Origin of the sequence: Mesorhizobium sp. (genome assembly GCF_017306585.1) — a bacterium.
GTDB lineage: Bacteria > Pseudomonadota > Alphaproteobacteria > Rhizobiales > Rhizobiaceae > Mesorhizobium.
Window position 1 is genome coordinate 14,401 of sequence record NZ_JAFKIC010000153.1, and the last position, 23,808, is coordinate 38,208.

Genomic DNA, 23,808 nt, shown 5'->3' on the forward strand with positions numbered 1-23,808 from the left:
ACGCGAGAAAAATTAACATGTAAATTAATTTGAATTCCAAACTCGAACCGAGCCGAGCCTATCCAAAGACATGCACCGCCACCATCAGCCAGAATGCGGTGGTGATAGCGGCGCTGGCGGTGGCGATGGTCATCTGGTTCGAGGCCAGTGCCTGGCCGGTATTGAACTGCACGGCGATCAGGTAGGAATTGATGCCCGACGGCAGCGCCGCCACGACGACAGCCACCTTGGCAGTCATCGGCGGCAGACCGAGCAGCCAGACGAAGACGAGAACCAGCGCCGGCATCAGGAACAGTTTCAGCACAGAAAGCGCCAGTGCCGGCCGGACATTGCCGGAAACGCCGAAACGACGCAGGCTTAGCCCCATGGCGAACAGCGCCACCGGCCCGGCGGTGTCGGCCAGCGCATCGACCAGGCGCATGACGAGACCGGGCAGCGGTATGCCACTGACGCGCCACGCCAGCCCCAGCAGAATGCCGATGATCAGTGGGTTGATGAACAACCGTCTGAGGAAACTCCTGATAACCCGCAGCGGATGCACGTGCTCGCCGCTGTCACGGCCAAACATCTCGAACAGCACGATAGAGGCCATCATCATGACCGGCAGGTGCACGGAGACAAGCAGCGACAGCACCTCGAAGCCGCTTGCGCCGAATATGCCAAGGATGAACGGCGCGCCGAGCAGCACGACATTGGAATAGGCCGACGAGACGCCGCCCACCACGCTGGCGCGTGCGTCGCGCCCGAACATGCGCGTGGTGACGAGATGGCCCGCCGCCCAGGTGATCGCCACGGCCGAGAAATAAGCGCCCCACAGCGGCCACGGCGCCACCCCATGGAAATCGGCGTTGACCATGGTCTGGAACAGCAGCAGCGGCATCGCCACGCTGACGGCGAAATCGGATATCCCCTCGCCGCTCGCCGGTTTCAGGTAGCCGGTGAGCCCCGCGAGATAGCCGAGCGCCACGAGGCTGAAGACAAAGAGGACCGTTTCGGTGAGTGGAGACATTTTCCGGCGATGGGCGGGATGGCTTGGCAAACTTCAAATTCGTTAGCCATTGATGACATCGCCGCCGACAAACTTCAAATTCAAAACCGGGCCGGATATCAATAGTTTGCACTCGATATCAAAACATGCATCGGCACCGGACGATGCTCGATATCCCGCCGACACCAACAGCAAGATCAAATGCCTTCGAAACGACGGCTTGATCAAGCTGCCCGAATTTGATCATGGTCGGCAGGCAACGGTATAGAGGGTTTGGATTTATCAGGGCGGACACGGGCGACAAATGATCTTTGTCGGAACCTCGAAGCGTAGTCTTTTCCATCAGGCTTGGCTGACGGCTCTGGCCGTCTTGCTGCTATGCCTTGCCGTGCCGACGCAGCGTGCTGGCGCGAAAGACCTGAAGGGCGTGGCGCTGGTCGTCGGCCAGTCCAAATATGAACACATCGCAGCCCTTCCCAACCCGGCCAACGACGCCCGCGACATGGCCAAGATGCTGACCGATCTCGGCTTCGACGCGCGAAGCGTCACCGACCGCGATGCCGGCAAGCTCAGGCGCGATCTGGAACGGTTCGCCGAGGATGCGGAAGGCGCCGACGTTGCCTTCATCTATTATTCCGGCCATGGCATCGAAGCCGGCGGCGAGAATTATCTGGTTCCGGTCGATGCCGACGTCTCCTCGCTGAAGGACGCCGGCCAGGCGCTGGTGCCGATTTCAGCCGTCATGGAGGAATTGAAGAAGACCGTGCCGGTGACGATCATGCTGCTCGACGCCTGCCGCACCAATCCGTTTCCGGCAGATGCCCTGGTGCGGCGTGCTCCCACCGCCTCCGCCGAACCGATCGGCGCAGGCGGCCTTGAGCCGGTGCGCGGCGCCAAGGCGCTCGGCAACGCTCCGGCGGACGACGCGAGCCTCGGCACGGTGGTCGGCTTCGCCGCCGAACCGGGCCGCCCGGCGCTGGATGGTGCCGCCGGAGAGAACAGCCCTTATGACGACACGCTGCTGCGCCACCTCGCGGCAATGAAGGGCACCGAGTTCGGCTCGGTCATGCGCATGGTGACCGAGGAAGTCTATCTCGACACCAAGGCCAGGCAGCGCCCCTGGGTCAATGAAAGCCTGCGGCGCCTGCTCTATTTCGGTGTTGCTCCGCCCGAACCCACCGGCGACGACGGCCTGATCACCGGCGAGCGGCGGCAATTGCTGTTGACGATTTCCGACCTGCCCGACCCCAAGCGCGCGCAGGTGGAACTGGCCTCGCTGCAGGATGGCGTGCCGCTCGACGCGCTCTACGGCGTGCTGAAGGCGCTTGGCACCGAGAAGATCCCGGAAGATCCCACCGATCTGCAGAAAGTGCTCCAGGCGCAGTCCGAGCGCCTGAAGAAGATGATCGCGGAAAGCGACGCGCTGCGCACCGACGATCCGGAAATCAAGCGGCTCGTCGCCTCCGCCGACAAGGCGATCGGCCAGGGCGCGATCGCGACGGCGCGCAAATTCCTCGATCAGGCCGTTGGCCGGGTCGAGGAAACCAGCGACACGGTCGACCAGGCAGAAGAACTGATCAGGCAGAAGCGCATCGCCGATGCCGCGATCTACGCCAAGCGGGCCGATGCCTCGGCGCTCGTCTTCGACTACATGGCGGCGGCAAAGGACTACGCCAAGGCTTTCTCGCTGATCGAGAAATGGGACGAGAAGCTGCGCTGGAACTACAAGAACCAGGAAGCGGAGGCGCTGAATTCCTATGGCTATGCAACGGGCGACCTCAAGGCGCTGCAAGGTTCGATCGACGCCTATCGCGCCATCCTGAATTTCATCCCCAACGGCGAACAGGACCGCGACTGGGCGATCACCCGCAACAATATGGCGGTGGTGCTGCAGAACATCGGTGAGCGCGAAACCGAAACCGCGCATCTCGAAGAGGCGGCACAGATCTTTCGCGATTCGCTTGCCGTCTTCGAACGCGTGAAAGACGACCGCAACTGGGCCGCGGCACAGAACAATCTCGGCAATGTGCTCTTGAAGATCGGCGAACGCGAAAGCGACCCGAAGCGCCTCAATGAAGCGGTGGCGGCGATGCGCGCCACGCTGGAGAAGCGCCCGCGCGACAAGCTGCCGCTCGACTGGGCCGCATCGCAGAACAATCTTGGCCTTGCCCTCTATGCGCTTTCCGAGCGCGAACCGGCCGGCGAGCACTTGGCGCAGGCTGAGGCCGCCTACCGGCTGGCGCTTCAGGAGTACACAAGGGCAAAAACGCCCGTGGAATGGGCGATGGTCGAGAACAATCTCGGCAACACCCTTGTCACGCTGGGCATCCAGTTGAACCAGAAGGCGAAAATCAGCGAGGCGGCCGATGCCTTCCGCGCGGCGCTCGAGGTGCGAACCCGCGAGACCTTCCCCGTTTCCTGGGCAACCAGCCGGCTCAATCTCGGCAATGCGCTGAGCGGCATAGCCCGCTTCGACATGGGCACCGGCACGCTCGAGGAGGCCGCCGCCGCTTATGACGATGCTCTGACGGTCTTCACGCGCCAGCGCTTCCCCATGGATTGGGCATCGGCCCAGAACAATCTCGGTTCGATCTACCAGACGCTTGGCCAGCGCGGCCGCGACGCGAACAGGCTGGAACAGTCTGTAGCGGCGTTCCAGGCCGCCAGGCAGGTCTATGTCAGGCGCAAATTTCCGCTCGATTGGGCGATGAGCTACTACAATCTCGGCAACACGCTGCAGCTTCTTGGCGCGGTGACCGAGAAGCCGGAGCACTACAGCGCGGCCGCCGACGCCTACCGCGACGCCCTGCGCGAATACAAACGCGAGACGAACCCGCGGCAGTGGGCGCTGACCCAGGCCGGTCTCGGCTCGACGCTGCACTGGCTGAGCATGAGCAATGCCGATCCGAAAATCCTGCATGATTCCATCGCGGCGCGCCGGGCGGCGCTGGAAGTGCTGACCATCGAGGCCGCGCCGGTCGATTGGGCCAACGCCCAGAACGGCATCGGCATGAGTCTGCTCAATCTCGGCACCATCGAGCGGACCGGAAAATATCTCGACGAAGCCGAGGCGGCGTTCACCGCGACGCTGAAGGTGTTCACCAGGGAGAGCCAACCCCTGCAATGGGCTTTCGAACAGAACAATATCGGCGACGTCTACTGGAACCGCGCCAGCTATGGCGGCGGCAAGCCTCAATATCTCAAGGCTATCGAGTTCTTCGAGAATGCCAAACAGGGGTTCAACGAGGCGGGCTACACGATCCCGATCCCGCTGACCGACCAGAAGATCGATCTGGTGAAGAAGCAACTCGCCAAAAAGTGAGGCCGCGCCGGCGCCCGGCCCTTTGCTTGTCTTTGTCTCGGCTTTCCGATCCCTATATGCGAATAGCCGGCGCTGATGCCAGGCTCGTGGAAGGGTGGCGATGATCCGATTTGCCTTGGCGTTGTTCCTGCTTGTTGTCCCAGCGGCGGCCCATGCGACCGATGCCGGCTGGGCACTGCTGCGCGATGGCGGACATGTCGTGCTGCTGCGCCATGCCATGGTGACCGGCAGCACCGACCCAGCCGGCTTCGACATCGACAGCTGCGCCACGCAGGTCAATCTCTCGGCGCGCGGCAAGCAGCAGGCGAGCAAGATCGGAGCTCTGTTCGCCGCGCGCGCCGCCCCTGTCGCGCGCGTGCTCTCAAGCCGCTATTGCCGCTGCCTCGACACCGCCCGCATCGCCTTCGAGGCCGAGCCAGAGCTTTTTGCCCCGCTCGATTTGCTGAAGGGCGACGATGCGCAGAAGGCCGCGCAGATCGCCGCCATCATGAAGGAAATCCGCGCCTATTCCGGCTCCGACAATCTGGTCATGGTCACGCATCTGGAAGATATCGTGGCGCTCACCGGCATCTCGCCGCGCGAAGGCGAGGCCGTGGTCGTCGAGCCGCAGGGCGATGGCTTGCGCGTGCTTGGCCGCGTCACCTTCTGAGAGCGCGGCGCTCGATCGCAGCGCAGCAAGCAGTGTTGCCAAAATGCCACCACCGAAAGAAGCCACGAATTCGCCGCGACAATGCCGCTTGCGACAACCCGTCGCAGGCTCTATAGCCGCGCTCCCGGTCACGAGAACCGAAGTGAGCACAACGGTTGGAGCTTTCGTCTCCGCCCGTGCAGGCGGCTTTGCCGCCCTGTATACGGTGCCGCTTTGGGGATTGGGATCTCGGATATAGCTCAGCGGGAGAGCGCCGGATTTGGGTCCGGAGGTCGCAGGTTCGAATCCTGCTGTCTGAACCACGGATAGCTCAGTTGGGAGAGCATCAGACTTATAATCTGACTGTCGAAGGTTCGATTCCTTCTCCATTGGCCTGATAAGCCAGCACCCTGCCACGGTGTTATCTGAAAACGGTCCGGGGACTGGAATGCTGAAGACCTGATGGACGGCTCAAGCCTTCGGGCGTGGGCCGAACAGACGGTCTGACGCCATCGGCTCGCGGCCAGGCCCGCGGTGATGGTCAAGGCGCGGCGTCGCCGGCAAGGGAGGCCAAGGCTTCCCGCGCCCGCTTCGCTGCCTCGCGACCCGCTCCCGAAGGCCCGCCACGGATCGATGCCACCGGTCCCCGGATCATTCGTGCCCGGACCATGAAGACGTGAAACGAGAAACGAAGGGAAGATCGACGCATGACGTGACGCCTCGCATGGGGCCATGCCCGACAGGAGTAAGACAATGACGACCATTCTCGATAAGGCTCTTGGACGCGTACGCGTCCTCGTAAAGGAAAATGAACGTGCCATCACCCTCCAGAAGGGTGAGATCAAGGCTGTCCTGATGCCGGGTGAGCATTCGCTCTCCAACCGGCGCCAGAGCCTTGAAGTGTCCCGGCACGATCTGAAGAACCCGGAATTCGTTTCGGCGTACGAGAAGGCGTTGTTCGACAAGCTCCCGGATGTCGCCGCGCGTCATTTCACCGTCGTTCGCACGGGACGCACGGAGGTCGCCGTCATCGAGCGTGACGGCAATCTGCACGCCGTCCTGGCGCCGGACCGCAAGCTCGTGCTGTGGACGGATGCCGGGCCGTGGAAGGTGACGCTGGTCGACACATCAGTCGATCTCGCCATCGACCCGGCGGTCATGCGCCGGCTCGGCCAGGCCCGCAAGACGGAGCTGATGTCCGTGCATCCCGTGGTGGATGGACAGGCCGGGCTGCTGTTCATCGACGGCGTGCTTGTACGCACGCTCGCCGCTGGCGTGCATGGCTTCTGGAATGTCGGGCGCATGGTGCAGACCAAGGTCGTCGACCTCAAGCGCCAGTCGCTCGATGTCGCCGGGCAGGAAGTGCTGACCAGGGATCGCGTCACGATCCGGGTCAACATCTCCGCCGAGTACCGGGTCGCCGATCCGGTCAAGGCGGTGAGCGCCGTGAAGGACTTCTCCGAAGCCCTTTACCGCGCCCTGCAGTACGCCTTCCGCAAGACGCTGGGCGCGCTCACGCTCGACCAGATCCTTGAAAAGAAGGTGACGGTCGACGAGGAGGCCGCGTCCAAGGTCCGTGCCGACATGGCCGAGATCGGGGTCGAGGTCAGCGATATCGCGCTTAAGGACGTGATCCTGCCGGGCGAGATGCGCGAGATCCTCAACCAGGTGGTTTCGGCCGAAAAGCAGGCCGAGGCCAACGTCATCCGCCGCCGCGAGGAGACGAACGCCACGCGTTCCCTGCTCAACACGGCCAAGGTGATGGCGGAGAACCCGGTGATGCTGCGGCTGAAGGAGCTCGAAGCCCTGGAAGCCATCGCCGGCAAGGTCGAGAGGCTGACCGTCCACAACGGAACGGGCGGGCTGCTGAACGACCTGGTCAAGCTCCGCGACAGCTAAGCTTACGCAGCGTTAATGGGAGGGGCCGCCTGGCGATCAGGCGGCCCTTCTTGCGTTTCCCGATAACCCTACCCATCTGCGCCCGGACTATCAGGCCTTTTCCTGCCGGGAAAAACCGATTAGACAGCGCCCAAACAAGATGCGGACAGATTCCGCCCGCAACCGAAGGAAGAGCCCTTGTCCACCACGTTCGACAAAGTCGCCAAGATCATTGCCGACACCAGCGAGATCGATATCGACACCATCACGCCCGAGAGCCACACGATCGACGATCTCGGCATCGACAGCCTCGATTTCCTCGACATCGTCTTTGCCATCGACAAGGAATTCGGCATCAAGGTGCCGCTGGAAAAGTGGACGCAGGAAGTCAATGACGGCAAGGCTTCCACCGATGATTACTTCGTCATGAAGAACCTGTGCGCCAAGATCGACGCGCTGGTCGCCGCAAAGACCGCCTGACATCGGCTGGTGCGCGGCCTTGACGGGCTGCGCCGCCTGACCCACAAAGCCGCTCATGAGCAGCCCCCGCGACGTCGTCATCACTGGTATCGGCCTTGTTTCCTCGCTTGGGGAAGGTCCGGACGCCCATTGGCAGAAGCTATCACAACCCGGCCTGCAGCCGGTGCTCGAAGCGGCGCGCTTCGCGCCCTACACGATCCATCCGCTGCCCGAGATCGACTGGAACCTGCAGATTGCCAAGCGCGGCGACCAGCGGCAGATGGAAACCTGGCAGCGGCTCGGCACCTATGCCGCCGGCCTGGCGCTGGACGATGCCGGCATCAAGGGCAATGACGACCTCTGTGCCACCATGGACATGGTTGTAGCCGCCGGCGGCGGTGAGCGAGACGAGGCGGTCGACGCCGCCATTCTCGCCGCCTCGGAAAGCCGCAACGACCGCGACGTACTGCTCAACGAGAAGCTGACGACCGAACTGCGGCCGACACTCTTTCTCGCTCAGCTTTCAAACCTGCTCGCCGGCAACATCTCCATCGTCCACAAGGTGACAGGCTCGTCGCGCACGTTCATGGGCGAGGAAGGCGCCGGCGTCTCCGCCGTCGAGACGGCTGCCGCGCGCATCCGCTCCGGCCAGTCCACGCACATTCTGGTCGGCGGCGCCTTCCAGACCGAACATTCCGACATGCTGCTCGGCTATGAATTGGCCGGCTATCTGCATCGCGGCCCCTGGAAACCGGTCTGGCAAAGACAGGGCGCCGAGGGCGGCGGCGTGGTGTCCGGTTCCGGCGGCGCCTTCCTGGTGCTGGAACAGCGCGAACACGCGGTGAGCCGTGGCCGCAAGATTTACGCCGAACTCGGACCGGTCGTCTCCAGCCGCGCCAGGCGCTCGCGCGGAGAACTCGATACTGAGATCGCCGCGCTGCTCAGCCGGGCGGCGCTGCCCGACGGCAAGTTGCTGGCAATGTCGGGCGCATCCGGCGCGCATGCCGCGACGGCTTCTGAAAAAGCAGCGTTCGAAGCCCATCCGGCGGTCGCGGCGCGTGGCTTCGCGACGCTTACCGGCCATATGAAGGAAGCACAGTTTCCTTTCGCCGTGGCGTTGGCGGCACTGGCCGTCGATCGCAAGGCCGCCTACCCCGTCTTCGACGCCACGGCTGAGAAGCCGTTTGAAGGCATTCCCGCCAGCGTCCTTGCAACGGCGATCGGCTATCACCAATTCGAGGGCATGGCGCTGGTCAACGCCGCGTAAGGCGGCCAGCGCAACTCACGTTTCAAAGGTTAAGAGGGCTTCCGGATGGCCAAACTCAGAGATCACATGGGCAGGCCGATCGTCGCCGTAACCGGCATCGGCGTGGTGACCTCGCTCGGTGTCGGCAAGGCGGACAATTGGGCGGCGCTGACCTCGGGCAAGTCGGGCATCCATCCTATCACCCGCTTTCCGGTCGATCACCTCAACACCCGCATCTCCGGCATGGTCGACTTCCTCGCGTCGAGCTCAAAGGGCGCCAGCCCCCTCACCTACGAGCTGGCCGAGACCGCCGCACGTGAGGCGGTGGCCGAATCCGGCCTCGATTCCGGCGATTTCGGAGGTCCGCTCTTCCTCGCTTCGCCGCCGGTAGAGCTCGATTGGCACGAGCGCTTCGCGCTCTACAATTCCGACAAGGACGATGCCGGCGCCGAAAGGCTGCTGCGGGTTGCGCGTGGGCTGAAGGAACTGGATGTTTTCGAGACCACCCAGTTCGGCTCGATCGCCGACCGGCTCGCCGACCGGTTCGGCACGCGCGGCCTGCCGATCACGCTGTCGACCGCCTGCGCCTCCGGCGCCACCGCCATCCAGCTCGGCGTCGAAGCGATCCGGCGTGGCGAATGCGACCGGGCGCTGTCGATCGGCGCCGACGGTTCGGCGACCGCCGAGGCGTTGATCCGCTTCTCCCTGCTTTCGGCGCTCTCCACCCACAACGACAATCCTGAGAAGGCGTCGAAACCCTTCTCCAAGGATCGCGACGGTTTCGTGCTGGCGGAAGGCTCCGGCGCGCTTGTGCTGGAATCGCTGGAGGCAGCACTCGCTCGTGGGGCTGCCGTTCTCGGAATCCTGAGCGGCTGCGGCGAAAAGGCCGACGATTTCCACCGCACCCGCTCCAAGCCGGACGGCTCGCCGGCGATTGCCGCTGTCCGCGCGGCCCTTGCCGATGCCGGCTTGAGCGAAGACGAGATCGACTACGTCAACGCGCACGGCACCTCGACGCCGGAAAACGACAAGATGGAGCACCTGTCGCTGTCGACGGTGTTCGGCGAGCGGATCGGCTCGATGCCGATCTCTTCCAACAAATCGATGATCGGCCATACGCTGTCGGCCGCTGGCGCCATCGAGGCTGCGTTTTCGCTGATGACGATGCGCGAAAGCGTCATTCCCCCGACCATCAACTACGACAACCCAGACCCTGCGATCGTGCTCGACGTGGTGCCGAACAAGAAGCGCGATGCTCAGGTTCGCACGGTCCTGTCGAACTCCTTCGGCTTCGGCGGCCAGAACACCTGCCTTGTCATGGCGCGGGAACCGGTCTAAGCGAGCGGTTTCCGCCAATGCATGTCGCGCAAAAGTAACCTCGGATTTGCGACAACGACATGCATAAAACAAAGAGCTGAAGCGCGACGCGCTTTAGAACAGAACCGACAGGCTCCATGCGCGCTCTGCAACTTATAGAGGACCGCCGTCTTGAGACGGTGGACCTGCCACCCCCGCCGCCGCCAGCACTTGGCGAAGTCACGTTGCGCATCAAGGCGGTGGCGCTGAACCACATCGATGTCTGGGGCTGGCGCGGCATGGCCTTCGCCAAGCGCAAGCTGCCGCTGGTCGTCGGCGCCGAAGCCTCCGGCGAGGTCGAGGCCGTCGGCCCCGGCGTATCCAGCCTGCTGCCGGGACAATTGGTGTCGATCTACGGCGCGCGCACCTGCGGCCTTTGCCGCGCCTGCCGCGAGGGCCGCGACAATCTGTGCGAACACGTCTCGGGCGTTCACGGCTTCCATCTCGACGGCTTCGCGCAGGAGAAGATCAACCTGCCAGCTCGCCTGCTCGTCCCTGCCCCGCCCGGCGTGACCGACATCGGCGCGGCGGTGGCGCCCGTTACCTTCGGCACGGTCGAGCACATGCTGTTCGACAATGCCAGGCTGCAACCCGGCGAGACGATCCTCGTCCATGCCGGCGGCTCCGGTATCGGCTCCGCCGCCATCCAGCTCGCCAAACGGATGGGCTGCACCGTCATCACCACGGTCGGCTCGAACGACAAGATCGACAAGGCCAAGGCGCTTGGCGCCGACCATGTCATCAACTATCGCGACGACCGCTTCGAAGGCGTCGTACGCAAGCTGACGAAGAAAAAAGGCGTCGATGTCGTGTTCGAACATGTCGGCGCCGACACTTTCGCCGGCTCGATGCTGTGCCTAAAGCGCGGCGGCCGCCTGGTGACCTGCGGCTCGACATCGGGCGTCTCGACGCAGATCAACCTCATGCAGCTCTTCCAGCAGCAGTTGAAACTGCTCGGCTCCTTCGGCTGCCGCATGGAAAACATGACCAACGCCATGCAGAAGATGGCGGCGGGACAGGTCGCGCCCGTCATCGACACCGAGGTCGGCTTCGATGACATCGACGCCGCGCTGAAGCGCATGGAAGGCCGCGACGTGTTCGGCAAGATCATCCTGCGCATCGCCTGAGGCCTGACGTCGGTGCTCAAGAAGTTCCGCCGCGATCTCAGGTTTCGCTTTGGCCGTCAGCTGCGCCAGGTGAACTACTGGCTGGTCGCGCGCGCCGCCATGATCATCATGTCGGTACTGCGCCTGCTGCCGGTCGACAGCGCGCTGAATTTCGCCGACCGCGTCGCGCGCCTCATCGGCCCAAGGGTCGGACGCCACCAGGTCGCCATCGACAATCTGCGCAAGGCCTATCCGGAGAAGAGCGAGGACGAAATCCAGGCCATCGCCTCCGACATGTGGGGTAATATGGCCCGGCTTGCCGCCGAGTACATCTTTCTCGATGCCCTGTTCGACTATGACCCCGCCGCCAGCAAGCCGGGCCGCGTCGAGGTCAAGGGCATAGAGCACTTTGTCGAGATCGCCGCCGAAAAGCAGCCGCACATCGTCTTCACCGGCCATCTCGGCAATTTCGAGCTCCTACCGGTGGCCGCGGCCACTTTCGGCATGAACATCACCGCGCTGTTCCGGCCGCCCAACAACCCCTATCTCGCCGACTACATCCTTTCGACGCGGCGATCGACCATGGGCGGCTTGCTGCCGTCGATGGCCGGCGCCTCCTTTGCCCTTGCTGGCGTGCTGGAAAATGGCGGCAATATTGGTGTTCTGGTCGACCAGAAGTTTTCCAACGGCCTCGACACGACCTTTTTCGGCCGCCCCTGCCAAAGCAACCGGGTGCTCGGCACGCTTGCCCGCCACTATGACTGCGACGTCTATCCCGCCCGCTGCGTCAGGCTGCCAGGCAATCGCTTCCGGCTCCAGATCGAGGACAAGCTGGTGTTGCCGCGCACAGCCGACGGCAGCGTCGACGTTCACGCCACCACCCAGATGCTCAACGACGTCGTCGAACGCTGGGTGCGCGAGGATCCCGGCCAGTGGATGTGGTTCCACAAAAGGTGGGAGATCACCAAATGGCGGCGCAAGCCCCGCCCGCCGGCAAAAGCACAGCCAGCAAAGAGCTGACGTCTCTCGCGAAGTGCGACTGCCGGCCCTTTGACCGTTCCCATGGCCCCGCGATCCAGACATTCGTAACGTTCCAGGTCAGGAAATCTTAAGCGACCGGAGCGCACATATCCCGCAAGATGATGATCGACCGGGATGGAGCCGTGGCATGACGAATATCGAGATGCCGCGCCTCGACCGTGACGGCATCGAAGACCGTTCGTTCGGCCGTTTTGGCCGGGCATGGTCCCACCTTCGTCGGCATGGCCTGCTTGAGCCGCTGAGGCTGGTTTACCGGCACGGTCCGCGCGCGAGCCTTGGTTTCATCAGGCGAAACATCAGGCATGTCATGGCGGATCGCCTCGCCCGCGAATGGGACCGCCGGCACGGCGTCGATACCGCGGGTTCGATCCAGCTTGCCGCCCTGACCATCGCCGGTCCGCACCGGGCCAAGGGCAACGAAGCCGTATGTACATCGCCCAAGACCTTCGACTTCATCATGAAGTCACTGCCCCGTGACCTCCATGATCATACATTCGTCGATATCGGCTCCGGGAAATCGCGGACCTTGTTGCTGGCGTCGCGGTATTCGTTTGCCGAGATCATCGGCGTGGAGTTCGCCTGCGAACTGGTCGAAATCGCCAGGGCCAACATTGATCGCTTCCGGGATTCGTCACGCAAATGCCGGGCACTCAGTGTCGTCGAAGCCGATGCCGCGGCCTACGGCTTTCCCGAGACGCCCCTGGTGGTTTATTTCTACAATCCCTTTTCAAAGGACGTCTTCGACATCGTCCTGAAAAACCTGGTGTCTTCGCTGGAGCGGCGGCCGCGCAGCTGCTTCGTCATCTATGGAAGTTCCAGCCACCGCGCCATCGATTGGGCAAGGCCCGCAATCCGTGAAACCGGGATTTTCAGGGAATTGTCCGTCAGGCCGATGCCCGGTTTCCTCGACGCGATCCGCCCGATCGACTACGCCGTCTTCCGGTTTCAGGCCGCCGCATAGCCCTTGCCGGCGGCCTTGCGGACGAAACGCGCAACCGTACGCGCCGCGAACGGCGTGCCGGCGGTGAAGCGCATCAGCGGGCCAAAACTGCCGACAGCGCTCGCGCCGATGAAATGCAGGCCGGGAATGCTGGATTCGAAACCGGCGGAGAGCATCGGCATTCCCTCCCGGCGCGCGATCGCACCAAGCGTGTCGGGCGCGAACAGTCCCAGCTTGGCGATATCGATCCGGTAGCCCGTGCCCAGCAACACATGATCGAAAGTCGCGGCATCCTTCTCGAACCGCAATTCGATGCCGTTATCCCTGGCGGAGGCGCCGACGATCCTGCCGCCGGCCCTGATCCTTATCCCGTCGAAATCCGGCCGCAACCAACCGGTCGCGCCAGCGCCGAGACTGCGCCTGTTCAGGCCGGCTCTGGCAACCTCGGGGAACATATGTACGAAACCCGGCACCTCGACCAGCCAGGAGATGGGGAACGGGCCGACCCGAGAAGGCGATGCGAGCCGCTCCGACAGGAAGTCGCGCAAGCTCCAGCTCTGTTTTCCGGATAAGGCCCGGTACCCCAGCCAGTGGACGGGGCCATGGCAGACGAGTTCCACATCCGCGCCGCCGCGCTTGAGCAGCACGGCGGATTCGCAGGCGCTTTGCCCACGTCCGATGACAGCGACACGCTTGCCGCGAAAAGACCCATAGTCGGTATGCTCGCTGGCATGGCTGACCAGCTCGTCAGAAATCCCCTGGAAAACGGTTGGGATCAACTGCTGGTTCATCAGCCCCATCGCCACCACGACCCGTCGCGCGGTGACCGCGTCGCCGTCGGCAAGGGCCAATCGAAACCCGCCATTCGCCAGCTCGACGCGACCTACCCAGCGTGTATCCAGGTCCGGAACCGCCTGGGCTTGAATCCACAATCCATAGCCGACGAAGTTTTCGAGATGCAAGGGTTCGTCTGGCGAGATTCCAAGGGTCTTCGCATAGGAATCCAGCGACAGCGGGCCGTTCGTATGGCCGATATAGGTCGCATGCCAGGGAGAGCGCAGCCTCATGCCCCTCGGCATATGATCGCGCCAGAAAGACATCGCACCGCCAAAGGTTCTCGTATCGATGCCCGCGGCCTTCAGCGCGGAGGCCGCAGCCAGGCCAAAGGGGCCGGCACCGATCACGGCAACTTCGCAGTCCGTCCCTGGGGTGGAAGCGGTCATCTCCGTGGCCTCGCATTTGGCTTTCCGCGATCGGATCGCAGCCGGGAAAGGCAATCCATCATGATGTCGTCCTAGATATTCTCCGGTTAAGATTGCGGAAACGAGATCGCGATGCGGCTTGGCTGATGTCCGCCCTGCCGCCGGCGGCCAAGCTAGCGCAGCAGTCGAAAGATCCGTCTGGTCAGCACTCTCCAGATCGTCAAGGGCAAGTCGATCAAGGCAGGGATCGGATCGCGCGCCATGAATGTCGCCCATGCGCTGACGGAGGCGAACGACCCGAAATAGGCGCGTTTCGTCAGCCTGCCGCTCGCGATCAACTGGCAAGCCGCTACCATGTCGCGCACGAGATACATCCACGATGTGCCCGGCCGCGCCGAGGCAACCGTCGGATTTCGGCCCGACCGGACCGCCCACAGCATCGCGCCAAGATCGACGCCGGCGGCCGCACCCAGTCCAAACCATGTCCAGGGGCGCGGATTGACGTCGAGCACCTTCATCGTGCCATCACGGGCGTCCCGTTTGAACTCGACCTCCACGAGCCCGTGATGCCCGATCGATTCCAGCAGCCGGCGCGCGGCGGCGATCAGTTGCGGTTCATCGACGACCTCGACGAAGGTGCTGGTGTAACCGAAGTCGACCGGATACTGGCGCGTGCGGCGCGCGGTGAATTCCGCCACCGGCGCACCCTCGTTCCAGAGCGCAGCGTAGGAGAACTGACATTCTCCTCCGCCCGGTATCATCTCCTGGACCACGACATTCTCGCCGCCGATCTCCCCGGCCGCCCATTCATAGGCTGACAGGAACGATTTCGGATCATTGGCGAGAACGGCCTTGGCGCGCGCGAAGCGGCTCTTCCCACCCATATTCGGCTTCAGGATGACGGGAAAGCGAAGCTCGGCCCGCGCCGCCTGTTCAGGTGAAGTCACCTCGTAGGTCAGCGGCACGGCGAGTCCAGTTTCGCTGGCGCGGCGATAGAGGAGCGGCTTTTCACATACCCATTTCAGTTGCTGCCATGGCGGCAGCACCACCTCGAACACCGCTGACAATTGATCGATGGCCTGCGACAGGAAGCGAACCTCGGGATCGCCGCCGGCGACCAGAAGAAAGCCACCTAGCCCTTGAGCCTTCGCCAGATCGAGGAGGAAAGCGACGGCGCCGCTGTCGTCGGGACCGGGCCATGTCGTCTTGCGACGGGCGTATCGCGAGAATCGGGGCAACGGGGTGTCGTTGCTCACCAGCCACACAGGTACTTTGCGGATACCCAGGCTCCTGGTGAGCGCCAGGGTTCCATGCGCACCGCCGAGAATAACCACCCCGGCGGGCCGGCTGGGAGCGTGATCGTCCGTCTCTGGCTGGGCAAGCATCCGTCAAATTCCGGCAAAACGACACGCGATGGCGCGTTTCCCGGCGCACCGATTGACCGGCCTGCAAAATGTAAGCGGAGCCTAATAAAGGAGGCCGCACGTCACTATTGATCCATGCCGTCCAGGTTCCGCAAAAGAACCGGAAGCACAAATCCTAGTAACAGCTTCAAGGGATATCCGAACAGATGCAACTTGGCCGGATGCTTTGCCAGCGGTAAAAATGCCGCCTCGAGCGATCGGGCACCGCGACGGGAACCGCATCCGGAACAGGCCCGCAGGCCCGGCATCGACGCACACAATGCTCCTGGACCGGCTCAGCGATTGGCTGCACCGGCCCGGAACAAGAAAGACCGCGCCGCGTGTTGGCGGCGCGTGTGGCAGGCGCTAGTTGGTCACCACGATGCGCGTGTTGCCGAAGCCCACTTCCCGCACCATCGAGTAGAAGGTCGCGGCATTGGCCGTGTGGAGCCGCACGCAGCCATGCGAAGCCGGGCGCCCCAGTTGCCTGACGGCGCCGGTGCCATGAATAGCGTAGCCGCCTTTGAAGAACACGGAGTAAGGCATTGGCGACATGTCGTATTTGCGCGAATACCACATCCGCGCGGTGCGCTGCGGCCGATAGGTTCCGCGCGGCGTGAAATAACCCGGACGGGCGGTGGACACGGCCCATCGATAAACCGTCGAGCCGTATCTGACCGTCATCGTCTGCGTCGACACGTCGATATTCGCCGTCAGCATGGCCGCCTGGCTGGCGACCGATGTGGCGAAAAGCGCGATGGCCATCATCGCTGCCATGAGAAATGACTTTTTCATGCGATCAAACCCCTTTGATGCCCCTTGCTTGTCTGCCCTCACGTGATTTTTCACCTTTTTAATGGCAGGTGAACGGGATAGCACACACTCCTTGATCAATTAGCCAATTCAAAGCAGCGAATTTGAACGATTTCGCGCGATAGTTGCCGCAACGACACGCCGCACGGCATTGATCGACGGGCTTGCAAAACCGCTGAGATCACTGCTCAACTCGCCGCATGAACCAGCGACTCCTCAAGGCGATCGATGCCAGACGCGAAGATCTCATCGCGCTGACCGCCGACCTCATCCGCTTCCCGACCATCAATCCGCCCGGCGAGGCCTACCGGCCATGCGCGGAATATATTGGCGCCCGGCTGAAGAAGCGCGGCTTCGAGATCGAATTCATCCGCGCCGAAGGCACGCCCGGCGACACCGACCGCTACCCGCGCGTCAATGTCGTGGCCCGCTTCGACGGCAGATCACCCGGCCCTTGCGTCCATTTCAATTCGCATATCGACGTGGTCGAGGCCGGCGATGGCTGGAGCGTCGATCCCTTTGCCGGCATCGTCAGGGACGACAGGGTCTATGGCCGCGGCGCCTGCGACATGAAAGGCGGCCTGGCCGCTTCCATCATCGCGGTCGAGGCCTTCATGGATGTCTTCCCCGATTTTCCCGGTGCCATCGAGATATCGGGCACGGTCGATGAAGAGTCCGGCGGCTTCGGCGGTGTCGCCCATCTGGCCAGGCTCGGCTATTTCTCGAAGCCCCGGGTCGACCATGTCATCATCCCCGAGCCGCTGAACAAGGACCGCATCTGCCTGGGCCACCGTGGCGTCTGGTGGGCGGAAATCGAGACCAAGGGCGAGATCGCGCACGGCTCGATGCCCTTCCTCGGCGACAATGCGGTGCGCCATATGGGTGCCGTGCTGCAGGCCTTCGAGGAGGAGTTGTTCCCGGCGCTCGACCGCAAAATGACGCGCATGCCGGTCGTTCCCGAGGGCGCTAGGCGCTCGACCATGAACATCAATTCCATCCACGGTGGCCAGACCGAGGATTTCCGGCCCGGCCTGCCCTCGCCCAACGTGCCCGATTCCTGCCGGCTGACCATCGACCGCCGCTTCCTGCTCGAGGAAGATCTGGCCACGGTCAAAGGCGAAGTGACCGGTATTTTGGAGCGGCTGAAGCGCGAGCGCAAAAAGTTCGACTATGAAATCCGCGACCTCATGGAAGTGTTGCCGCTGATGACCGAGCGTGACGCGCCGGTGGTAAAGGCAGTGGCGCAAGGCATTCATGCCATCTTCGACCGCGAGCCCGACTACGTCATTTCGCCCGGCACCTACGACCAGAAGCACATTGCCCGCATCGGCCATATCTATGACTGCATCGCTTATGGGCCCGGCATTCTCGACCTCGCTCACCGGCCGGATGAGTGGGTCGGCATTTCGGACATGGTGGAATCGGCCAAAGTGATGGCCATCGGCCTCAATGTGCTGCTGCGCGGCACCGCGGCGGGATAGGCCCCGGCCGGCAAGCTTCGGCCGGCCAATGAAGCCAGCGGAGAAAAACATTCCCGGCCACGCCGCCGCACAGCATGAAACGCAATTTACTCCCGCGCGAAATCACGCTTCTATCCGCATGGTTCGAGCGCATGTCTGACCACACGGGGAGTTGCACGATGAAATTGTGGAAAACCATTCTGGCCGCGGCAGTCCTGACGCTGGCCGCCGCCGGCACCTCGGCGTTCGCCGCGCGCACCGATCTCGTCATCGGCATTCCGCTGGAGCCCCCGCATCTCGATCCGACGGCAGGAGCGGCCGCGGCCATCCGGGAGGTCACCTATGCCAACGTCTTCGAGGGCCTTACCCGCATCGGCCCCAACAGCGAAGTCCTGCCGGACCTCGCCGAGAGCTGGACCGTCTCGGACGACGGCAAGGTCTATACGTTCAAGCTGCACACCGGCGTGAAATTCCACGACGGCGCCGACTTCAGCGCCGACGACGTGAAATTCTCACTCGACCGTGCCCGCGCGGAAAACTCGCTCAACGCGCAAAAGCAACTCTTTGCCGCCATCGACAAGGTCGAAGTGGTCGACCCCGCCACGGTGAAGATCACGCTGACCCACCCGCAGGGTGGTTTCCTCTACAATATGGGCTGGGGCGACGCGGTGATCGTGTCGCCGAAATCCGCCGACACCAACAAGGAAAAGCCCGTTGGCACCGGGCCTTTCAAGTTCGACAGCTGGGCCAAGGGCTCGTCGATCACCCTGGTGAAATCGGACCATTACTGGGGCGCGCCCGTATTCCTCGAAAAGGTCGAGTTCCGCATCGTTCCCGATGCCGCGGCCGCTGTGCCGGCGCTGCTTTCCGGCGACATCCAGGCTTTCCCCTTCTTCGATCCCGACAGCGTCGCCCAGGTCAAGGACGATCCCCGCTTCAAGGTCGTGGTCGGCGCCACCGAAGGGGAGACCATCCTGTCGATCAACAACAAGCAGCCGCCCTTCGACAAGCTGCAGGTGAGGCAGGCGATCTCCTATGCGCTCGACCGCAAGGCGATCATCGATGGCGCCTCGGCCGGGCTCGGCCTGCCGATCGGCTCGCATATGTCGCCGACCAACAAATACTATGTCGACCTCACCGGCCGCTATCCGCACGATGTGGCCAAGGCCAAGGAACTTCTGAAGGAAGCAGGACTGGAGAACGGCTTCAAGGCGACGCTGAAGCTGCCGCCACCCTCTTATGCGCGCCTCGGCGGCGAGATCATCGCCTCGGAACTGCGCGACGTCGGCATCAACCTTGAGATCATCCCGGTCGAGTGGGCGCAATGGCTGGACCAGGTGTTCACCAAGAAGGACTATGACCTGACCATCGTTTCCCATACCGAACCGAACGACATCGATATCTATTCGCGCAAGGACTATTACTTCAATTACGACAACCCCACCTTCAACAAGGTCATCGCCGATCTGGACGTGACGACCGATGAGGCCAAGCGCAAGGAACTCTACGCCGAGGCGCAGAAAATCCTGGCCGACGACGCCGTGGTCGGCTTCCTCTACGAACTGCCGAAGGTCGGCGTCTGGGACGCCAAGCTGCAGGGCCTGTGGGAAAACGCGCCGATCCCCGCCAACGACCTGACCAAGGTGAAGTGGAGCGAGTGAGGCTGTTGGGCAATAGGCGACGCTTGCGTTCCGTCACGCCCCCCTCTGCCCTGCCGGGCATCTCCCCCTCAAGGGGGGAGATTGGCAGTTTCTACGCCCGCGATTTCAATGCAGTGTTGCTTATCGGCAAAGGCCCTGATGAAAGAGCGATCTCCCCCCTTGAGGGGGAGATGTCCGGCAGGACAGAGGGGGGCCTCATAGAACTCTGCCGTGCCCAGTTGTTTGCTTTCGCAACTGCACCCCTTCACCGCCCATGATCGCCTACCTCCTCAAGCGCCTCGCCATCGCGCTCGCCACGCTGATCCTCGCATCCATCGTCGTGTTCGCCGTGCTGGAAATCCTGCCCGGCGATCCGGCACGGCTGATGCTGGGCATGAACGCAAGCGCCGATCAGATCGAGCTACTGCGCGACCAGATGGGCCTCAACGCGCCGCTGATCTGGCGCTACCTGCATTGGGCCGGAGGCCTGCTCAGCCTCGATTTCGGCCGTTCCTACACCTATTCGGTGCCGGTCATCGATCTGGTGCGTGAGCGGCTTGCCGTGTCGCTGCCGCTGGCGCTGATCGCGCTTGCGCTCTCCACCGTCATTGCCATTCCGGTCGGCCTGTTTTCCGCCAGCCGGCGCGGGCGCGCCGGCGACACGATTTCGATGGGCGCCGCGCAGCTTGGCGTCGCGGTGCCCAATTTCTGGTTCGCGCTGATGCTGATCTATGTCTTCGCCGTCTGGCTGAGGCTGGTGCCGGCCGGCGGTTTCCCGGGCTGGAGCGCCGGCATCTGGCCGGCGCTGAAATCGTTGCTTCTGCCGGCCGTGGCGCTCGCCCTGCCCCAGGCTGCGATCCTGGCGCGCGTCACCCGGTCGGCTCTGATCGAGGTGCTCAACGAGGATTATATCCGCACCGCCCGCGCCAAGGGCCTGCCCTATCGCACCGTCCTGTGGCGGCACGCGCTACGCAACGCCATGATCCCGGTGCTGACCATCCTCGGCCTGCAATTCGCCTTCCTGCTTGCCGGCACCATCATCATCGAGAATGTCTTCTATCTGCCGGGCCTCGGCCGCCTGGTCTTCCAAGCCATTACCCAGCGTGACCTGATCGTCGTCGAAAGCGTCGTCATGCTGCTGGTCGCCGCCGTCATCGCCGTCAATCTCCTGGTCGACTTTTCCTATGCGGCGGTAGACCCGCGCCTGAGAAGCCGGTCATGACGCTCCACATCGACATCCCCGAGGAGACGCTCGGCGGCATCCTCGCCAAGGCATTCAGGAACACCGCTTTCCTGACCGGCTTCGTCATATCAGTGCTGATTCTGCTGATGGCCGCGACTTCCTACGTCTGGACGCCCTACGATGTGACGAAGCTGGTCATAGCCGACAAGACGCAAGGCCCCTCGCTGGCGCATTGGTTCGGCACGGACCATTTCGGCCGTGACATCCTGTCGATGGTCATGGTCGGCGCCCGCAATTCCATCGCCGTGGCACTGGTGGCGGTCGGCATCGGCATGGGCGTCGGCGTGCCGCTCGGCGCCTTTGCAGCGGCGCGCGGCGGGCTCGTCGACGAGGCGCTGATGCGCATCAACGATCTCGTCTTCGCCTTCCCCGCACTGCTGTCGGCGATCATGATCACCGCCATCTTCGGCCCGGGCGCGGTCAACGCCATCATCGCCATCGGCATCTTCAACATCCCGGTCTTTGCCCGCGTCGCGCGCGCCGGCGCGCTGGCCATCTGGCCGCGTGAATTCATCCTTGCCGCACGCGCCGCCGGCAAGAGCAGCACGCAGATCACGATCGAACATGTCCTGCCCAACATCGCCACGCTGCTCCTGGTGCAAGGCACCATCCAGTTCGCGCTGGGCATCCTGGCGGAGGCCGGGCTTTCCTATCTGGGCCTCGGCGCCCAGCCGCCAATGCCGAGCTGGGGCCGCATGCTGTTCGACGCACAGACCCGCATGGTGGCAGCACCATGGATGGCGATCTTCCCCGGCATGGCGATCGTCGTCACCGTGCTCGGCCTGAACCTGCTCGGCGACGGCATCGCCGACATTCTCGACCCGAAATCGCGGCGGCAACGATGAGCCTGCTCGAGATCGAGAACCTGTCGCTGACCATCGGCGACACACCGATCCTAAGAGGTGTGGAGCTTTCCGTCGCGCCCGGCGAAGTGATGGGGCTGGTTGGCGAATCAGGCTCCGGCAAGTCGATGACTGCTTTGACGGTGATGCGGCTTCTGCCACACGCAGCTCGGGCCGCCGGGCGCGTCACATTCGACGGCATCGATATCCTCGCCGCCACCGAGGACCAGATGTGCGCTTTGCGCGGCGACGACATCGGCATGGTGTTCCAGGAGCCGATGACGGCGCTCAATCCGGTGAAAACCATCGGCGAACAGGTCGCCGAAGGTATACGCTGGCACACCAGGGCCACGCGGGCCGATGCCGAGCAGCGGGCCCGCAGGATGCTCGACCGCGTCGGTCTGCCCGAGGCGAAATTCCCGCTGTCGCGCTATCCGCACGAACTGTCCGGCGGCCAGCGCCAGCGCGTCGTCATCGCCATCGCCTGCGCGCTGAAACCGAAACTGCTGATCGCCGACGAACCGACGACAGCGCTCGACGTCGTGCTGCAGGCGCAGATTCTCGACCTCCTGCGCGACCTCGTGGCCGAGAGCCGCATGGGCCTGCTGCTGATCTCGCACGACCTTGCCGTGGTGACAGAGATGTCGGACCGCATCACCATCCTGCGCCATGGCGAGGTGATGGAGTCCGGCGACACGGCGCGCACGCTGTCGGAACAGCTGCATCCCTACACGCGCCAGCTGGCGCTGGCCTCGATGCATGTGCCGGCGCGTGCGCGGCCGCATGGTGCCGAAAGCAGCCAACCCTTGCTGCAGGTCGAAGGCGTCACCCGCGACTATGCCGGCCGCCGCGTCTCGTTGTTCCGCCGCGCGCCCGATATCCGCGCGGTCGACGATGTCTCGCTGTCGATGGCGCCAGGCCAGTCGGTGGCGCTGGTCGGCCGCTCCGGCTGCGGCAAGTCAACGCTTGCCCGCATGATCCTGGCGCTGGACCGCCCGAGTTCGGGCACGATCCGCTTTCGCGGCGAAACCATCACCGGCAAGAGCGAGCCCGAATTGAAACCGGCCCGGCGCGACATGCAGGTGGTCTTCCAGGACCCTTACGGCTCCTTCGACCCGCGCCAGAAGGTGGAAAAACTGGTCGCCGAACCCCTGCATGTGCTGGAGAAAAAGCCGACACGCGCCGAGCGCCGTGAGATGGTGGCACATGCCCTGCACGAGGTCGGCCTCGGCCAGGGCGACATGGACAAATACCCGCATGAGTTCTCGGGCGGCCAGCGTCAGCGCCTGTCGATCGCGCGCGCCATCATCACGCGCCCCAAACTGGTCGTCGCCGACGAGCCGGTCTCGGCGCTCGATGTCTCGATCCGCGCCCAGATCCTCGACCTGTTCGCCGAACTCAACCACAAGCTCGGCATCGCCTATCTCTTCATCACCCACGACCTGACCGTCGCCCGCGCCATCACGGACGAGGTTCTGGTCATGCACGAGGGCAGGATCGTCGAGCGTGGCAAGACGAGCGAAGTGCTGGATCACCCCCAATCGGAGGCCGCCAAAGCGCTGGTTGCAGCAGCGCCCGATCTGCACCGCGCGATCGCGCGCAGGATGCAGGAACAGGGGTGACGGCCGCCTCTACTCCTGCGGCTTCACGACATCGACCGGGCTGATATCGAGCAGGTCGAGCGTGCGCCGCAGCAGCCGCACCTCGGTCTCGGACAGTTGCGAATCCGCTTTGGCGATCTCCGCCATGTGCTGCGCCAGCAGCCTGCGCCGTTCGACATCGAGATCACGAAACAGTGCGATTGCCTGCGAGCCGTTGGTCTCGTAGCCGAACTCGTTGAGATATTCGATGACCGCGTCGATGCTGCTTTCCGGTATGTCGAAAGCCTCCTTGCAAATGCGCCGGAAGGCAACCATCTCGCTCTCGCTGACCGTTCCGTCCGCCAGGATCATGCGAAACAGCATCAGCAGCTCCGCCGACAGCACGGGATCGTCCGCCACCTTGCGCACGCCCGGGTCGCCGTCAAAGATCGAGCGTATCTGGTCCAGCAATGCGAACGCCATGAGCGGCCCCTTTCCGATTCCTCTTCACTAGAGTTAGCGCGGAATCGGCCTTGCGCAAACGGGGCGGCCATGATCGAACGCCTCCTATCTCAGCGAACCGGCATTCGTCACGCCAATGATCGACCTCAGCCTGCAAACCGTCGCCATGCTCGCCTTCGCGGCCTTTGCCGCCGGCTTT

19 protein-coding genes and 2 tRNA genes are annotated in these 23,808 nt (G+C 63.6%); 16 read left to right on the forward strand and 5 right to left on the reverse strand.

Features of this window, described 5'->3' with window-relative positions; all coding sequences use genetic code 11:
• Positions 1-58: 58 nt before the first annotated feature.
• Positions 59-1,009 (reverse strand): AEC family transporter, encoded by a 951-nt coding sequence (locus J0I79_RS17350; RefSeq protein WP_292861176.1) that lies wholly within the window; start codon positions 1,007-1,009, stop codon positions 59-61.
• Between the two features lie 283 nt (positions 1,010-1,292).
• Between J0I79_RS17350 and J0I79_RS17355 the strand changes: the two genes are divergently transcribed.
• The 11 genes from J0I79_RS17355 (at position 1,293) to J0I79_RS17405 (ending at position 12,985) form a co-directional block, all read left to right on the forward strand.
• Positions 1,293-4,310, forward strand: a complete 3,018-nt coding sequence (locus J0I79_RS17355) for a caspase family protein (protein WP_292861179.1) — start codon at positions 1,293-1,295, stop codon at positions 4,308-4,310.
• 100 nt (positions 4,311-4,410) lie between these two features.
• Positions 4,411-4,959, forward strand: a complete 549-nt coding sequence (locus J0I79_RS17360; RefSeq protein ID WP_292861185.1) for a histidine phosphatase family protein — start codon at positions 4,411-4,413, stop codon at positions 4,957-4,959.
• Positions 4,960-5,187: 228 nt separating this feature from the next.
• Positions 5,188-5,261: transfer RNA gene (locus J0I79_RS17365), tRNA-OTHER, on the forward strand.
• 2 nt (positions 5,262-5,263) lie between these two features.
• Positions 5,264-5,331 (forward strand) — tRNA-Ile (locus J0I79_RS17370).
• A gap of 360 nt (positions 5,332-5,691) precedes the next feature.
• Positions 5,692-6,837: a slipin family protein gene (locus tag J0I79_RS17375; protein ID WP_292861188.1), complete on the forward strand. Its 1,146-nt coding sequence runs from the start codon at positions 5,692-5,694 to the stop codon at positions 6,835-6,837.
• Positions 6,838-7,014: 177 nt separating this feature from the next.
• Positions 7,015-7,296 (forward strand): acyl carrier protein, encoded by a 282-nt coding sequence (locus J0I79_RS17380; RefSeq protein WP_010909964.1) that lies wholly within the window; start codon positions 7,015-7,017, stop codon positions 7,294-7,296.
• Positions 7,297-7,351: 55 nt separating this feature from the next.
• On the forward strand, positions 7,352-8,542 hold the full coding sequence (locus J0I79_RS17385; protein WP_292861191.1) for a beta-ketoacyl-ACP synthase: 1,191 nt from the start codon (positions 7,352-7,354) through the stop codon (positions 8,540-8,542).
• Positions 8,543-8,587: 45 nt separating this feature from the next.
• Positions 8,588-9,859 (forward strand): beta-ketoacyl-ACP synthase, encoded by a 1,272-nt coding sequence (locus J0I79_RS17390; protein WP_292861194.1) that lies wholly within the window; start codon positions 8,588-8,590, stop codon positions 9,857-9,859.
• A 116-nt stretch (positions 9,860-9,975) separates the two neighbouring features.
• A complete protein-coding gene (locus tag J0I79_RS17395) occupies positions 9,976-11,004 on the forward strand; it encodes a zinc-binding dehydrogenase (protein ID WP_292861196.1) in 1,029 nt (342 codons plus the stop codon).
• A 12-nt stretch (positions 11,005-11,016) separates the two neighbouring features.
• On the forward strand, positions 11,017-12,003 hold the full coding sequence (locus J0I79_RS17400; RefSeq protein WP_292861199.1) for a lipid A biosynthesis lauroyl acyltransferase: 987 nt from the start codon (positions 11,017-11,019) through the stop codon (positions 12,001-12,003).
• A 148-nt stretch (positions 12,004-12,151) separates the two neighbouring features.
• Positions 12,152-12,985, forward strand: a complete 834-nt coding sequence (locus tag J0I79_RS17405) for a class I SAM-dependent methyltransferase (protein ID WP_292861202.1) — start codon at positions 12,152-12,154, stop codon at positions 12,983-12,985.
• On the opposite strand, the gene J0I79_RS17410 is transcribed toward J0I79_RS17405, so the two are convergent.
• The 3 genes from J0I79_RS17410 to J0I79_RS17420 form a co-directional block, all read right to left on the reverse strand.
• Complete coding sequence (locus J0I79_RS17410; RefSeq protein ID WP_292861205.1) at positions 12,970-14,187, reverse strand: NAD(P)/FAD-dependent oxidoreductase; 1,218 nt, start codon at positions 14,185-14,187, stop codon at positions 12,970-12,972. The genes J0I79_RS17405 and J0I79_RS17410 overlap by 16 nt on opposite strands.
• 152 nt (positions 14,188-14,339) lie before the next feature.
• Positions 14,340-15,551, reverse strand: a complete 1,212-nt coding sequence (locus tag J0I79_RS17415; RefSeq protein ID WP_292861208.1) for an ATP-grasp domain-containing protein — start codon at positions 15,549-15,551, stop codon at positions 14,340-14,342.
• Between the two features lie 384 nt (positions 15,552-15,935).
• Positions 15,936-16,364 carry a L,D-transpeptidase gene (locus J0I79_RS17420; RefSeq protein ID WP_292861211.1) on the reverse strand — a complete coding sequence of 143 codons (429 nt, stop codon included), beginning with the start codon at positions 16,362-16,364 and terminating at the stop codon, positions 15,936-15,938.
• A gap of 218 nt (positions 16,365-16,582) precedes the next feature.
• On the opposite strand from J0I79_RS17420, the gene J0I79_RS17425 reads away from it, so the two are divergent.
• The 5 genes from J0I79_RS17425 (at position 16,583) to J0I79_RS17445 (ending at position 23,189) form a co-directional block, all read left to right on the forward strand.
• Positions 16,583-17,863, forward strand: coding sequence for an acetylornithine deacetylase/succinyl-diaminopimelate desuccinylase family protein (locus tag J0I79_RS17425; protein WP_292861214.1), 1,281 nt, complete (start codon positions 16,583-16,585; stop codon positions 17,861-17,863).
• 158 nt (positions 17,864-18,021) lie between these two features.
• Positions 18,022-19,503, forward strand: coding sequence for an ABC transporter substrate-binding protein (locus J0I79_RS17430; protein WP_292861217.1), 1,482 nt, complete (start codon positions 18,022-18,024; stop codon positions 19,501-19,503).
• A gap of 253 nt (positions 19,504-19,756) precedes the next feature.
• On the forward strand, positions 19,757-20,704 hold the full coding sequence (locus J0I79_RS17435; RefSeq protein ID WP_292861220.1) for an ABC transporter permease: 948 nt from the start codon (positions 19,757-19,759) through the stop codon (positions 20,702-20,704).
• Complete coding sequence (locus J0I79_RS17440) at positions 20,701-21,570, forward strand: ABC transporter permease (RefSeq protein WP_292861223.1); 870 nt, start codon at positions 20,701-20,703, stop codon at positions 21,568-21,570. The genes J0I79_RS17435 and J0I79_RS17440 overlap by 4 nt, the downstream gene beginning before the upstream one ends.
• Positions 21,567-23,189, forward strand: coding sequence for a dipeptide ABC transporter ATP-binding protein (locus J0I79_RS17445; protein ID WP_292861226.1), 1,623 nt, complete (start codon positions 21,567-21,569; stop codon positions 23,187-23,189). Before J0I79_RS17440 ends, J0I79_RS17445 begins: the two co-directional genes overlap by 4 nt.
• Before the next feature lie 9 nt (positions 23,190-23,198).
• Here J0I79_RS17445 and J0I79_RS17450 read toward each other — a convergent pair whose 3' ends face one another.
• Positions 23,199-23,630: a TerB family tellurite resistance protein gene (locus J0I79_RS17450; protein WP_292861229.1), complete on the reverse strand. Its 432-nt coding sequence runs from the start codon at positions 23,628-23,630 to the stop codon at positions 23,199-23,201.
• Positions 23,631-23,808: the final 178 nt, after the last annotated feature.

Bases quoted from the DNA above. Each gene is read 5' to 3' on its own strand.
- J0I79_RS17350 (WP_292861176.1), bottom strand. From the start codon at position 1,009: ATGTCTCCACTCACCGAAACGGTCCTCTTTGTCTTCAGCCTCGTGGCG.
- J0I79_RS17355 (WP_292861179.1), top strand. From the start codon at position 1,293: ATGATCTTTGTCGGAACCTCGAAGCGTAGTCTTTTCCATCAGGCTTGG.
- J0I79_RS17360 (WP_292861185.1), top strand. From the start codon at position 4,411: ATGATCCGATTTGCCTTGGCGTTGTTCCTGCTTGTTGTCCCAGCGGCG.
- J0I79_RS17375 (WP_292861188.1), top strand. From the start codon at position 5,692: ATGACGACCATTCTCGATAAGGCTCTTGGACGCGTACGCGTCCTCGTA.
- J0I79_RS17385 (WP_292861191.1), top strand. From the start codon at position 7,352: ATGAGCAGCCCCCGCGACGTCGTCATCACTGGTATCGGCCTTGTTTCC.
- J0I79_RS17390 (WP_292861194.1), top strand. From the start codon at position 8,588: ATGGCCAAACTCAGAGATCACATGGGCAGGCCGATCGTCGCCGTAACC.
- J0I79_RS17395 (WP_292861196.1), top strand. From the start codon at position 9,976: ATGCGCGCTCTGCAACTTATAGAGGACCGCCGTCTTGAGACGGTGGAC.
- J0I79_RS17405 (WP_292861202.1), top strand. From the start codon at position 12,152: ATGACGAATATCGAGATGCCGCGCCTCGACCGTGACGGCATCGAAGAC.
- J0I79_RS17410 (WP_292861205.1), bottom strand. From the start codon at position 14,187: ATGACCGCTTCCACCCCAGGGACGGACTGCGAAGTTGCCGTGATCGGT.
- J0I79_RS17415 (WP_292861208.1), bottom strand. From the start codon at position 15,551: ATGCTTGCCCAGCCAGAGACGGACGATCACGCTCCCAGCCGGCCCGCC.
- J0I79_RS17420 (WP_292861211.1), bottom strand. From the start codon at position 16,364: ATGAAAAAGTCATTTCTCATGGCAGCGATGATGGCCATCGCGCTTTTC.
- J0I79_RS17425 (WP_292861214.1), top strand. From the start codon at position 16,583: ATGAACCAGCGACTCCTCAAGGCGATCGATGCCAGACGCGAAGATCTC.
- J0I79_RS17430 (WP_292861217.1), top strand. From the start codon at position 18,022: ATGAAATTGTGGAAAACCATTCTGGCCGCGGCAGTCCTGACGCTGGCC.
- J0I79_RS17435 (WP_292861220.1), top strand. From the start codon at position 19,757: ATGATCGCCTACCTCCTCAAGCGCCTCGCCATCGCGCTCGCCACGCTG.
- J0I79_RS17440 (WP_292861223.1), top strand. From the start codon at position 20,701: ATGACGCTCCACATCGACATCCCCGAGGAGACGCTCGGCGGCATCCTC.
- J0I79_RS17445 (WP_292861226.1), top strand. From the start codon at position 21,567: ATGAGCCTGCTCGAGATCGAGAACCTGTCGCTGACCATCGGCGACACA.
- J0I79_RS17450 (WP_292861229.1), bottom strand. From the start codon at position 23,630: ATGGCGTTCGCATTGCTGGACCAGATACGCTCGATCTTTGACGGCGAC.